At 57.6% G+C, this 13,383-nt stretch carries 9 protein-coding genes; 3 read left to right on the plus strand and 6 right to left on the minus strand.

Annotated elements, in window-relative coordinates; genetic code table 11:
• Window positions 1-7 precede the first annotated feature (7 nt).
• Both A4E19_07305 and A4E19_07310 read left to right on the plus strand, forming a co-directional pair.
• Window positions 8-3,250, plus strand: coding sequence for a hypothetical protein (locus A4E19_07305; protein OQW33138.1), 3,243 nt, complete (start codon window positions 8-10; stop codon window positions 3,248-3,250).
• Complete coding sequence (locus tag A4E19_07310; GenBank protein OQW33139.1) at window positions 3,247-4,815, plus strand: hypothetical protein; 1,569 nt, start codon at window positions 3,247-3,249, stop codon at window positions 4,813-4,815. The genes A4E19_07305 and A4E19_07310 overlap by 4 nt, the downstream gene beginning before the upstream one ends.
• 124 nt (window positions 4,816-4,939) lie before the next feature.
• Here the strand turns inward: A4E19_07310 and A4E19_07315 are convergent, their stop codons facing one another.
• From A4E19_07315 to A4E19_07335, 5 genes are all read right to left on the minus strand, one after another.
• Window positions 4,940-5,440: a hypothetical protein gene (locus tag A4E19_07315; GenBank protein OQW33207.1), complete on the minus strand. Its 501-nt coding sequence runs from the start codon at window positions 5,438-5,440 to the stop codon at window positions 4,940-4,942.
• A 313-nt stretch (window positions 5,441-5,753) separates the two neighbouring features.
• On the minus strand, window positions 5,754-6,437 hold the full coding sequence (locus tag A4E19_07320) for a hypothetical protein (protein ID OQW33140.1): 684 nt from the start codon (window positions 6,435-6,437) through the stop codon (window positions 5,754-5,756).
• Complete coding sequence (locus tag A4E19_07325; protein ID OQW33141.1) at window positions 6,430-9,654, minus strand: hypothetical protein; 3,225 nt, start codon at window positions 9,652-9,654, stop codon at window positions 6,430-6,432. The genes A4E19_07320 and A4E19_07325 overlap by 8 nt, the downstream gene beginning before the upstream one ends.
• Window positions 9,655-9,827: 173 nt before the next feature.
• Complete coding sequence (locus tag A4E19_07330) at window positions 9,828-10,508, minus strand: hypothetical protein (protein OQW33142.1); 681 nt, start codon at window positions 10,506-10,508, stop codon at window positions 9,828-9,830.
• Entirely contained in the window at window positions 10,505-11,308 is an 804-nt protein-coding gene (locus A4E19_07335; GenBank protein OQW33143.1) for a hypothetical protein, read from the minus strand. The genes A4E19_07330 and A4E19_07335 overlap by 4 nt, the downstream gene beginning before the upstream one ends.
• Before the next feature lie 206 nt (window positions 11,309-11,514).
• Between A4E19_07335 and A4E19_07340 the strand changes: the two genes are divergently transcribed.
• Window positions 11,515-12,300, plus strand: coding sequence for a hypothetical protein (locus A4E19_07340; GenBank protein ID OQW33144.1), 786 nt, complete (start codon window positions 11,515-11,517; stop codon window positions 12,298-12,300).
• 31 nt (window positions 12,301-12,331) lie between these two features.
• Here the strand turns inward: A4E19_07340 and A4E19_07345 are convergent, their stop codons facing one another.
• The gene (locus A4E19_07345; protein ID OQW33145.1) at window positions 12,332-13,267 is read right to left on the minus strand and encodes a hypothetical protein; all 936 of its coding nucleotides are present in this window, start codon (window positions 13,265-13,267) and stop codon (window positions 12,332-12,334) included.
• Window positions 13,268-13,383: the final 116 nt, after the last annotated feature.

Genomic DNA, 13,383 nt, shown 5'->3' on the forward strand with positions numbered 1-13,383 from the left:
AATTCATATGCATCCTTTGCTGGCAAGACAGCTTAAGCGGCTGAGCCTCGACCCCCGGCACTGTCCACCCACCGTGGAGGCGTGGGGTGAGATCCTGGAACGGATCAGCCAAAGCTATGTGGAGGCGGATCAGAGCCACGCGCTCTTGGAGCGGTCGCTCGCGCTCTCCTCGGAAGAGATGCAGGATCTGTACGCGAAACTCAAGCAGACCAGCGAGACTCAACTGGCGCACGAGCGCAACAAGCTCCAGGCGGTGTTGCATGCGCTGGGAGACGGCCTCTGCGTGGTCGACGCGAAGTGGAACATTCAGATGGTCAACCATCAGGCGGAACAGCTCCTGGGTGAAGCGGCTCCGGCGCTCGTCGACCGTCCCGCCTATCGGATGATTTCTCCCGGGCCGGAGGAATACCGGGACGACTGTCTGATTTCCGATGCCACGCTCCCTCCGCTTGCCTCCGGTGAAACCTACCGGACTGACGACGGATTACTAGTCACGCCGGATGGTCAGCTGCTGGCCATATCCCTGGTCGTCACCCCGATGCTCTCGAATGGGGCGGTCATCGGGGCCGTACTCGTGTTCAGGGACATCACCCAACAAAAACAGATTGAGCGGGAACGACAGCGGACGGAGGGCGTGCTTCGGCGAATCCAAGCGGGGCTGTCTGAACTGGCGAAAAACCCGCAGGTCTACGGCGGAAACCTCCAAGAGGCATTTCAAACGGTGACGCGCGTGGCCGCGGAGTGCCTCCACACCGAGCGGGTCAGTATCTGGTTTTTTACTGCGGATCGTTCCGCCATCCGGTGCGTCGATTTGTATCAGCTCGCCGCCCAGGCACATTCTCAAGGCATGGCGCTGACGGCCACCGACTATCCGAAATACTTCCAAGAGCTTGATCTCGAGCGGATTGTCGCCGCCGATGACGCTCAAGCCGATCCGAGGACCGCCGAATTTACAGAAGGGTATCTGGCGCCTCTTGGGATTGCCTCCATGCTCGACGTTCCCATCCGCTCGGAGGGGAAAATGATCGGGGTGATTTGTCATGAGCACGTCGGGCCCACGCGACGGTGGATGCTGGAAGAACAACATTTTGCGGCATCCGTTGCCAATACGGTGGCCTTGGCTCTTGAGGCGGCGGACCGCCGGAAGGTGGAGCAAGCGTTACGAACCAGTGAAGGACGTCTGATGACGACGGTACAGAGCACCAACATCGGAACCTGGGACTGGGATGTGAATTCGAACGAGGTGTATTTTTCCCCCGAATGGAAGCGGCAATTGGGGTATGACGATCAGGAGCTCGGCAATACGTTTCAAGAATGGGAAAGCCGCCTGCATCCCGAGGATCATGACCGTGCGTTGAGAGCCATCGAAGACTTCTTGATCGTGAAACCGTCCCGGTTTGAACTCGAGCATCGTCTTCGCCATAAGGATGGATCGTACCGATGGCTTCTGGCTCGCGGGACGTTGCTGAAGAACGAAGCCGAATTGTCGACGCGCATGGTCGGAATCAATATCGATGTGACGGATCGGAAGCTGGCCGAGGAGGCGATTCGGCAGGCCAAAGAAACCGCGGAAGCGGCAAGTCGAGCCAAGAGCCAGTTCTTGGCGAACATGAGCCACGAGATCCGCACTCCGATGAACGGCGTGTTGGGCATGGCGGAGCTTCTCTTGAGATGTTCGCTCGGTGATCAGGAACGGCGTTTGACCGAATCGATTCATCGGTCCGGTTCGGTTCTGCTTGCCATCATCAACGACATTTTGGATTTCTCTAAAATCGAGGCCGGGAAGTTGCAGTTGGAGGCGATCCCGTTTGAGGTTCGCCGGACTATTCATGAAGCGGTTGATCTGGCGATGCCTGAAGCGAAGAAGAAGCGACTGCAGCTCTCGTGGCATATTGCCAGCGCTGTTCCTACCTACCTGCTCGGTGATCCGACGCGGCTGAGACAAATCATCGTCAATCTGGTCGGCAACGCGGTCAAGTTCACGGAGCAGGGCGTCATCGAAGTGACGGTGTCCTTGGAGAGTCAGAGCGGGGAGCTGTACGGACTGTCGGTCACGGTACGAGACACGGGTATCGGCATCTCCCCCGAGGTTCAGGCTCATATCTTCGATGCTTTTTCCCAAGCCGATGGTTCGACGACCCGGAAATATGGCGGGACCGGCTTGGGACTGGCCATCGTCAAGCAACTCGTCACTCTCATGGGCGGGCATATCGAGCTTCAAAGCACTCCTGGGAAGGGATCCACCTTCGGATTTGACGCATATTTCAAGCGGTGCGATCCGGTCCAGAGGTCGCTGCCGTCCTTTATCGAGAAAAGCGGCATGAGCGCCGAAACGCTTGTCAACCCTGCGAGAGGGCCGGAGCCGGTTCGCATTCTGCTGGTTGAAGACAATCCGGTGAATCGAGAAGTCGCCTGCGGCATGCTGGACACGTTCAACTGCCGGATCGACACGGCTGAGAACGGGCGAGAAGCGCTTGTCGCGGTGGAGCGTGCGGACTATGCGCTCATCTTCATGGACTGCCAAATGCCCGAGATGGATGGATTCACCGCGGTCCGGTTGATCCGGGAGCGTGAGGCCAGAAAGGGGCGACCATCCTACTCCGACGGGGACCGGCCCGTCCCGCATGTACCGATCGTCGCGCTGACGGCACATGCGATGCAGGGAGATCGAGAATTGTGCCTTGCCACAGGGATGGATGATTATCTGACAAAACCATTCACACGTTCTCAGCTTGAACAAGTCCTCGCACGTTGGACCTCTCGACAGATACCCGGCTGGACAGATGGGGCCGTCGACAAGCCGCCTGCGCCACCGCGGCAGAACGATCACCGACTGCAGGAAAGTTCTCAAGAAACGGAAACACAGAAGGACCAAACCAACGAGTCGGCGATCATCGATCAAGCTGCTTTAGCCGCCATCCGTGCTCTGCAGCGACCGGGTCAACCGGATATCGTTGCGCGGGTCTTGAATCAGTACATGGAGACGTCCCCTGAGCTCGTCGATCGGATACGGAGCGCCGTGTCGTCGAAGGATGGAGCCTCGCTACGGGCTGCCGCGCATTGTTTGAAGTCGAGCAGCGCACAGTTGGGCGCGACCTCGGTGGCGTCCGACTGTCGTGAATTGGAAATGATGGGTGCCGGCCAGGAATTGGCGCGGGCGGAAGAGACGTTGAAAAAGTTGGAGCGGCACTACGCCGACGCCTGTGCCGCCTTCCAAGCGGAAATCGGCAAGGGGAGGACGGCGGCATGACCGACGAACGGCGCCCCACGGTTCTCATCATCGATGACGATACCGTCGCACGCCTGCTGGCCCGCGAGGCGCTTGAACAGTCCGGCTGGTCGGTCGAGGAAGCTGAAAACGGCCGGCTAGGACTCGAGGCATTCATCAAGCGCCCACCGGATCTTGTGTTGCTGGACATCCTGATGCCGGAGATGGACGGGTTTGCGGTTTGTACTGAGCTGCGGAAATTGCCGGAAGGCATCCACACTCCCGTGCTGATCATGACGGGGCTTGAGGACTATCAGTCGATCACGCAAGCCTATGACGTCGGGGCCACCGACTTCATCGTGAAGCCGATCAATGGCCTGTTACTGAGGCATCGGGTCCGCTACATGCTGCGTGCCGGACAGGCCATGCGAGACCTACGAGACAGCCAGGACAAGTTGGTGCAGGCACATGACGCCGCGCTTGAAGGCGCCCGATTGAAATCCGAGTTTCTCGCGACCATCAGCCACGAAATTCGCACGCCGATGAACGGGATCATCGGGATGGACGAATTGCTGCTCGATACGGATCTCACGCCGGAGCAACGGGACTGCGCGGAGACGATCAAGGTTTCGGCCAAGGCCTTGCTTGAAATCGTGAACGACATCTTGGATTTTTCCAAACTCGATGCCGGACGTGTCACGCTCAACAGGGAGAAGTTTCTCGTGAGCCGGGTTATCGAGGAACCGATGGCCCTGTACCGAGAGCGGGCACGAGAAAAAGGTGTCGCGCTCCACCACGACATCGCCGCGATCGTGCCGGCTGAGCTCTGGGGCGATGCGGTTCGTCTTGGCCGCCTTCTGTCCATCTTGCTCGGCAACGCCGTGAAATTCACGGACCAGGGACAGATCCGTCTCGTGATCGAGCCCGCACCTCACCCGATCGGGATGATACCCGGCTCAGTGCCCACCGCCGGCCGGATCCGGTTTTCCGTGACGGATACGGGGATCGGGATCGATAAATCCGATGCCCGCCGATTGTTCCAGCCCTTTGTGCAAGCGGACGGATCCAATCGACGCCGGTATGGAGGAACCGGGCTAGGATTGGCGCTTGCCAAACAATTGGTTGAGCTGATGGGCGGAACGATCGACTTCGAAAGCGAACCCGGTAAAGGCAGTCGCTTTTGGTTCGATCTATCGCTGGCGCGTGCGGATGATGTGCAGGAACCGGTGGAGCCGGACTGCGCGCTGGTGTATGTGCAAGAAGCAGTGAGTCAGGCCGTCATTGCCCGAACACTGGAGAAACTGGGCTATAAGGTTCGTACCATGGCCATGGCGAAAGAATTGGACAATATGGTCTTGAACCTTTCGCCGGTCCTGCTGATCGCAGAAGTCAACCTGCTTACCCCCAAAAGGGATTTGCTCCACGTGCAAACGCTCAAGGAGCGTTTCCCCGCGCTGCGTGTACTAGGGCTACGGCATCAGGCGATCGTCGGTCAGCCGCCGACGAACCTGCCCTTCTCCATCGACGGATATCTTGACAAACCGCTGACCGTCGAAGCGATCAAGGCTGCCGTGGAGGTCGTGGTTTCAGGATCATCTGCTCGTTAATGTTGTCTTGCGCCATGGGCAAGACCGCCATCTCTTCCCGAGAATTTCATCCATCGCGGTCGTGATGGATCGTGTCCAAAATCAACGTCGGACCGGCCGATGAGGAAACCGTTCCCTCAATGGCTCAATGTTTTTTATCTTTCTGCATGATCTTGTCCGTCCATGCCAGCAAAATGGCGGAGGCCAAGAAGGTCATGTGGATGAAGATTTTCCATTTCAAGTGCTCCGGGTTTTCGTTTGCAACGTCCACGAAGCCCTTCAAGAGGTGGATGCTGGAGATGCCGATCAGAGAGGCGGCCAATTTGATTTTGATCGTGCCGGGATCGACATGGGTCAACCAGTCCGGACGGTCCGGGTGGTGTTCCAAATCCAGTTTGCTGACGAACGTGGCGTATCCCCCGATGACCACCATGGTCAGTAGATTGGCGACCATCGTGACATCGATCAGCCCCAGGACTCCCAGCATGAACACAGTTTCTTCCATTTTATGGATATGAACCACCATTTCCCAGAGCTCGACGAGAAATTTGTACGCGTAGAGCAGCTCCGCCACGATGAGCCCGGCATAGAGCGGCGCTTGAATCCATCGACTGGCGAAGACAACCGCTTCAAAGACAGCCTCCACCTGATGGCCGGCCGAGTGAGAGAGCTTCGGCGGTCGATGGGTCTCACGGAATTCGGGCGAATGGGTATCGGGCATCAAGACCTCCTCACAGTTCAACGACGACAAGAGTAGCGAGTCGGCGGCGCGTATCCTAGTCAGTGCGTTCGGCGCTGTCAATTCACTGCTTCGTGGTGGGCGCGAGCGGTGTGGAGGGGATCGGTATTCGGACGGAAGGAATAGGATTGCGACGGAGCGCGATCTTTCCCGGCGGCCACCGGCAAGCATCGACAAGCGTGAGAGGAAGAAGCGCTCCGAAGGATCAGGTGAGACCGGCTCAGTGGGTCTCGATGGGCAAACGCCCCCCTGAGCCCTTGAAACTTCCGGCATAAAAGGCGGCTATCTGGGATCGTCGCCCGACATTGAGTTTGGAATAGATATTCGCGAGGTAGTTCTTGACGGTCTTTTCGCTTAACCGCAGATCCTGGGCGATCTCTTTATTCGTGAGGCCCTTGGCCACCAACGGCAGAAGGCGTTGCTCTTGCGGGGAAAGAAGAGGGCGCTTGGATTGCCCCGGCTCGCTATACACGTTCCTCAGCCATTCCAGAGTGGGTTTCGTCAAGCGAGGGTCGATGAGAGCCTGACCCGAGGCGACGGTCCGAATGGCGCGGATCAGGGCGCTGGAAGCGATGTCCTTCAAAATGTAACCCTGAGCGCCGGAAAGAATAGCCTCGAGCACGGTATGGTCGTCGGCGAAGCTCGTCAAGAACAACACGCGGGTGCCGGGGCATTTCGTCAGAATCTCGCGCGCGGCCTCGACCCCGCTGCCGTCCGGCAATCGGATGTCGAGCAATACGAGGTCCGGTTTAAGTCGAGCGCAGAGTTTCTTCGCTTCTTCCATGCGCGAACCTTGCGCCACGACTTTCATGCCGGGCGTCAAATTGAGGACGGCACAGAGTCCGATACGCACGACTTCATGATCGTCCACCAGGACCAGTCGAATCGGATTGGCCTTATTCATATACGTTTCCCTTCTTCAGCGGAACGTCGACCAGCACACTGGTTCCCTTCCCCGGTGCGGTCTCCAACGTAAAGGTGGCGGAGATTTGCTGGGCGCGGGCGGCCATGTTGCCCAACCCATGGCCGGCTCGCCGCTTGCGCTTGGTGGAAAATCCGACCCCATCGTCACCGATGGTCAACCGGATCGCGTTATCGGCCAAACGGAGTTGGACCCACCGCTGGGAAGCGCGCGCATGGCGCGCGCTGTTGCTGAGGGCTTCTCGCGCGATGTTGAGCAATTGTTCTCCCACCTTGGGGGTGATGAAGGACAAGACCGGGTTGACGATCTCCAGTTCAGGAGCGGATTGGCCGGCCCCGGACATCGATGCGATGAGCTGCCGCAAGGCCTGTCCGAAGTCCAGCTCCGCCGTAGCACGCTGCGTCAGTAAGGCGATGAACCGCCGAACATCGAGCATCAGATTATTGAGTTGGTCAACGGCGTGGGTGATATGGATTTTCGAACGCCGGAGCGACTTCCCCATCGACAATTTGCCGGCTTCCAACTGCATGCCGACCGCGTAGAGGGCTTGTAAAATATTGTCGTGGAGGTCCCGGCTCAAGTGTTCCCGTTCTTCCATCGCCAGTTTGCGCTCGGTAATGTCTTGGACCGCGGCAAGAAGGAGCGGCCCGGCATGGCCCGATAACTCGACGCGGATGGCCTTGACGCAGACCCAAATAATTTCCCCGGACTTGCGGATATATCGCTTTTCGTAGGTGTAGTCCGATCGAACCCCTCGGAAAAACTCGTCGGTCAACGCGATATTGGCCGCAAGATCGTCCGGATGGGTGTAGAGCGCGTACGTGCTTCCGACGATTTCATGTTCTTCATACCCTGTCAGCTCGCACAGAGCCTTGTTGGCGCTGATCGCGCGCCAATTGTCATCGAGGATGCAGAGCCCCACCGGGGCTTCGGCCAGGAAGCGCTGAAGTCTGAGCTCACTCGCCCGTAATGCCTCCTCGGCACGCGTGTGTTCGGTGATGTCGTTGCCGACCGTGATCAAACAGGCCACGCCGTTCAGTTCGATCACTTCGCTTGAGACGAGCAATGTAAGGATCTTCTTATCCTTGGTGCAAAGCCGGGTCTCGCGGTTCTTGATGGCGCCCTCCGCTTCAAGCTGCCGGAAGAAGCGCGCTCGATCGTCCGGAGAGGGCCACAGTCCCAGCGCGAGGGTGGTCCGGTCAATGACCTCCGTCCGGGTGTAACCGAATAGTTTCAACGATGCCTCATTGACTTCGAGACAGCGCCCGCTCTCCAGTTCGGTCATGATGACCGGATAGGGACTTGATCGAAAAGCGATCTCGAATCGTTCTTCGCTCTTCCGCAACGCTTCTTCGGTCCGTTTACGGTCCGTGATGTCCCGGTCGATGCCGTGATAGCCGAGGAAATTGCCCGCGCCGTCGAAGATGGGCGTGCCGCTGGTTTCGAGCACAATGAGGCGTCCGTTCTTGTGGCGATTCGTGTGTTCAAGCAAAGTAAAGGGTCGACAAGCCGCTGCAATAGGACCGAACAGGTCGGCGACCCGGGCGGCTTCGTCCGGAGGCATCAAGTCGAACAATGTTTTCCCGATCACTTCCTCCGGTTCATAGCCCAGGATTTCACGAATACGGGGGCTGGCGTAGGTATACACCGCTTGCTCGTTGACCTCCCAGACCCAGTCGCGGGTCGTTTCCACAAGCGTCCTGAACTTCAATTCGGACGCGCGCAGGGCCTGTTCCGAATCCTGCCGGTCCAATTCGCCGGCGATCCAGCGGGCCATCAACTGCAGGAAGGCCTTGTCCGCGTCGCTGAACTGCTCCGGGTAAGGATCCGGTCCCACGAAACAAATGGTTCCGTGATGCTTGTGTCGGCCCGCCAATTTGGTGCCGAGATAACACTCGAATCCCAGGGCGGCATAGCCCGGATGACGGCTCCATTCCGATGCGCCGGCATGTTCGACACTCGTCGGTCCGGAGGCTTGCAGCGTGGTTCGGCAGTAACTTTGTGACAGGGGAAGGAGCGTGCCGGCGGTGAGGCCGGACACGGACGGCCAGACCTGGCACACTTCAAGTTGATCGCCCGCCACGCGAGTGAGCATGCCGATGGGCAATTTGAACCTGCGGCACCCCAGCTCCAGAATGGTCTGCATCCGCTGTTCGAAGGTCAAGCCCGGCGCGGCGGTCGCCTCCTGAAAGGATCGAATGGCATGCTCGCTTTCGCGCAGCAAGGACTCGGTGACGTTCCGCGCCGTGACATCTTCACAGAAGACGAGCACGAGTATCCGCCCCGTTTCATCATGAATCGCCCGGGCTCGTTCTTTGACCCACAGCCTGGATCCGTCCTTCCGGATTTTTTGGATTTTCCACTCGAACAGCTTGTATGGATCGGCCGCACAGGCCGTGAGCTGTTCCAGCACCGTCGCGCGATCGTTCGGATCGAATACGTTCAGGATTGATCGGTGAAGAAGGTCCTCTTTCCGATAACCGAGTTGATCGGCCCCGAAGCGGTTGACGGACAATACGGTGCCGTCCGCCGACAGGGTGAAATACATGAAGGGATTCTGTTCATATAACGACTGGTAGCGCTGCTCGCTTGCTTTGAGAGCGGATTCGGCTTGTTGTCTCCTCTCGACTTCCCGCTTGAGTTCAATGACCACCTGTTCCAGACCGGCTGTTCGTTCACGGACTTGCGCTTCGAGGATTCCTTGCATGTCTTGCTGGGCCAGCTCGGACTGTTTGCGACCCGTGATATCCTCGATGGTGCCCACCATGCCCGTTACCGGTTCGTCGTCCCTGAATGTGGCGCGGCCCCGGCACGCGACCCATCGGACGGCTCCATCCTGTCTGATGATTCGGTGTTCGATCCGGTACGGCGTCCGGTCTTCCACAGCCTTCGCGATAGCGGCACTGAGTCTCTGACGGTCCTCCGGATGGACACGTGTGAAGAACTCCGCATAGGTGCCGTCAAATGAACCGGGAAGGAGGCCAAAGATTTGCTCGGTTTCCGACGACCAGATGACGCGATCCGTGCGGCCTTCCCATTCCCACGCCCCTATTTGAGCGGCCCCCAGCGCCGATAGGTGGTTCGCTGGAGCAGGGCTGTATTGTGCATGAGTCAACGCCTGCTGCAATTCTGACACTTGGCGGCGTAGACGGACAAGTTCGGCGGAGAGTGAGCTGTCGGTATCCGGCGGTGCGCTCATGGCGAAAAGCTCGGGTGTCACATCGGATGAAGCTATAAGGCTGGCCCAGTCTTCATCGTAGGTAGGTCTCTTCGACTAGTATAAAACCAGCGGCTTCTCTAATGCCAGAGGGGAAACGGAGAAAGGGGAGATGAAGGGAAGAAGACAGCGGACGCAAGCTGATGGCGGGAGCACTATAATTTTTGGCTTCGCGCGGCACCCGGTACATGGGTTTCTTTCATGAACCAGGCAACGGCTTCTGTACGACGCTTGACGTGAAGCTTGTCAAAGATGTTCGCCAAGTAGTTTTTCACGGTTTTGTCGCTCAAGCGGAGTTGAGCGGCGATCTCCTTATTTGTTTTTCCTTCTGCTAAAAGAGGTAGGATTAAGCGCTCTTGCGGGGACAGTCGGAAGGTGCCATGGGTCGTTGCTCCAAGATGTGAACTGGTTCGAATCCAATGCAGGGCCTGTTGAGTGACCCGCGGGTCGAGATAACCCTGGCCGCCGGCGACGGTACGGATGGCACGGATCAGGTCATCCATCCGAACATCCTTGAGTACGTACCCATGGGCCCCGTTCTGGACGGCGGCCATTACCGTGGAATCTTCGGCGTAACTGGTGAGGACGAGAATTCGAAGCTTGGGTGAAACAGCCAAGAGCCGACGGCAGGCTTCGGTGACCGAGGCGTCGGGAAGCTTCACGTCCAGTAACGCCATCTGCGGGGCGAGTCGCTCAACGGTTGCGACACCGTCCGCCACGGTTCCGGCTTCCCCTACGATTGCCATGTCCGGTTCAAGGTGAAGTAATGCGCGCAACCCTCTCCGGACCATCTCGTGGTCGTCGATCAGGACGATGCTGGTCGGTGACTGTTTCATACGGAAGTCAGCAGAGGTTCCAGAGAAAACTCCGCGACGACGTGCGTCCCTTCTCCGGTCTTGGACTGTACCCGTAAGGCTCCGCCGAGTCGCCTGGCTCGAGCCTCCATGTTGGCCAGTCCGTACCCTCGGGACCGTCCAGTCGTGGTGGAAAATCCGATGCCGTCGTCCTGGATGCTCACCCGAATTCTCGCTTCCCGCATGCGAATGGAGACGACCGACCGGGTGGCGTTGGCGTGGCGCGCGCAGTTGCTGAGCGCCTCGCGCACGATATTCAGGATCTCCCGCTCTTCTTCATTCGTCAGCACGTCGATCGCGCTGCGTTGGAGCTCCAATTTTACGGATAACCGTCCTGTTTGCTCGTAGGTCGCGCACAACGCGGACAGCTCCGACGATAAGTCGAACTCCTGAACGCTTCCCGATTCCAACTCGCGAATCATTCCGCGGACCTCTTGAATCAGTTGATTGATCTGGTGAATCATCCGCTCGTCGGCCTCTTTCGCTTCCGCCGTTTGGTCGCTCCGGGTCCGTTGAGCGGTTTCGATGTTCAAGCCGATGGCATACAACGATTGCAGCACGCAGTCATGCAGATCCCGGCCGATGCGGTTCCGGTCTTCCAGGAGCTTGCTCAGGCGACTTTCGGTCGCTTTGAATGCGCTCGTTAACTCCCCTACGCAAGGTTTCAACTGGTAGAGATCGAGAGATTCCTTCGGTGGTCGTGCGGACTGGGCTGTCGACAAGGTGGACGTTGATAGAAGTCCACCGTCCAACAATTGAAAACTGGTCTTGCCTTGTGTCACGCCACGCCCCTCCTTTCACTGCTTTCTTCGAAAGTTAACCTGCTCACAACTCCATAGTCCGTGTTTGTAAACCAAAGGGACAAGCAAGACACCTGGCGGACACGCCAGGTGACGTCCGGGGCCCGAGAATGGAACCATTCGCCACCTTTGCGAGCCATTCGACTCTATGTCCGGCCCGAACGGGCCCAACCGAAAGGAGAGTACAGATGCAGGTATTAGCAGCCGGAGAGGAAAAAGGGATCGCGTTCTATGAAGATGACCTTCTCGTCAGGACTCTTAAAGGAGAGACTGACATGATCAAGGCCTATAGACTGAGACATCGCGTATTTGCCGAGCGGTTACAATGGGTGGCGAGAAATCCGGACGAGCTGGAATACGATACCTACGATGCTTTTGCGACCTCCGTCGGGTTGTTTGATGGCGGTGGAGAACTCCGTGGAGTGTTTCGGATGGTCAACTCTTCGTTCCCATTCATGTTGGAAAGTGAATTCCGCGCGTGTCTGCTCCAGACGTGTGAGGTCAGAAAATCGCCCGACGCGGCGGAGATCACGCGATTGGCGGTCGATCCGACGGTGACCGACAAGGGGCTTTCCAATCGCCTCATGCAAGTTCTCTTTAAAAGTGTCTACCAGTGGTCGATGCACAATGACGTGCGCTATTTGTACATGGTCGTTGAAAAGCGATTCCTGAGGGTACTGCGCGGAATGGGCTTCACATGCGAAGCCATCAGTCCCGCCGTCTCTCTACCTCCGGCACAAGCACTTTCGATTGCCGCAGTGCTGGATTGGGAGCAGTTTCATCAAACCTGCCCCCAGAAGCAACCGTCCTTCTACGATTGGATGAATGTGCTTGATGGCTCTCGGTCGTTTGAGCGGAGCAGGTTTGTCGCTAGAGATTCGAAGGAAGGGTATAGCATGACTCAGCCTTATCACGATGGGGTGAGCGCGCGCGCGATGTCGGTTGAAGCCACCCCAAGGCTGGCGGCAGCGTAGCCGGTCCAGAAAGTAGGGCCGGGGCGCCGAATTACGTGTTGGCGAAAAGACCTTGTTCTATAGCACAGGCGACCGCTTGTGTGCGGGAGCCGACATCGAGCTTCATGAAGATGCTTTCGACGTGAAAGCGGACGGTTCGCTCGCTGACGCCGATGATACGCGATATTTCCCAGTTCGTCTTTCCTTGCTTCATCCATTCGAGAACCATCAGCTCGCGGGGTGAAAGCCCCTTCACGCGGTTGGCGGAAGGGGTGTGAACATTTGCGATGAGGATTCGATGCAGATGAGGAAGGAGGTATTCAAGCAATTTCTTGTAGCGAATTGTGTTGCCAGGCTCGCCTCCCGCAAAAGAAAAGAAGGAAGCGAAGTTACGGCCCGGTTCCAGCATGCCGGTCGTCAGTCCATGGGTGAGGCCGTATGATCGAGCCTCTTCCACGAATTCCAACTGCTTCGGAGAACTGGCGCCTTTGTAGGTCTGCTCCCATACTTGCGTCTGAAACGTAGAAAGGACCGACTGAAGGACGGGATCAACGGTGGCGTATCCCCTTGTGCCGTAATGGTACAGCCAGTCGTTGGAGTAACTGACGTTGATGACGCTATTGAAGTCCTGGAATGCTCCTTTAGGGTTCAATTGGGCGACCCCACCGATGACCAGCGGGGAGGCTACGACGCGCTGAACCAACTGCAGCAGATGGTGCACATCAGTCCCGGTGGTCGCTTGCATTGCATAGTGGAGAATCTCCAATACACACTGCATTTCCCTTTTTGTGAGATTGTCAAAAATATCGGCGGTAAAGGGTTGAGATGGCGCCTTAAACGAAAAGGTGTCCTCAGGATGTGGTTCAACGGCTGGTTGAGCCGAACGAGACTTCGCAAGAGCTTTCCTTCCATTGTGGCGAATGAATGGAAATGCATCGTGCAATTGATCACCGGAGATTGAATTGTCCAGTTTGAGTGCTTCACCCATGGTGGCCGCACCTCCGATTGAACCAAATAGTTAGGATTTGGCCGAGTACTCTACTCACGTTCAGAGCGAAGATCAACTAAGAAATACAGAAATATTGGCTTTCGGTTCAGCGATAC

Origin of the sequence: Nitrospira sp. SG-bin1 (assembly GCA_002083365.1) — a bacterium.
Lineage (GTDB): Bacteria > Nitrospirota > Nitrospiria > Nitrospirales > Nitrospiraceae > Nitrospira_D.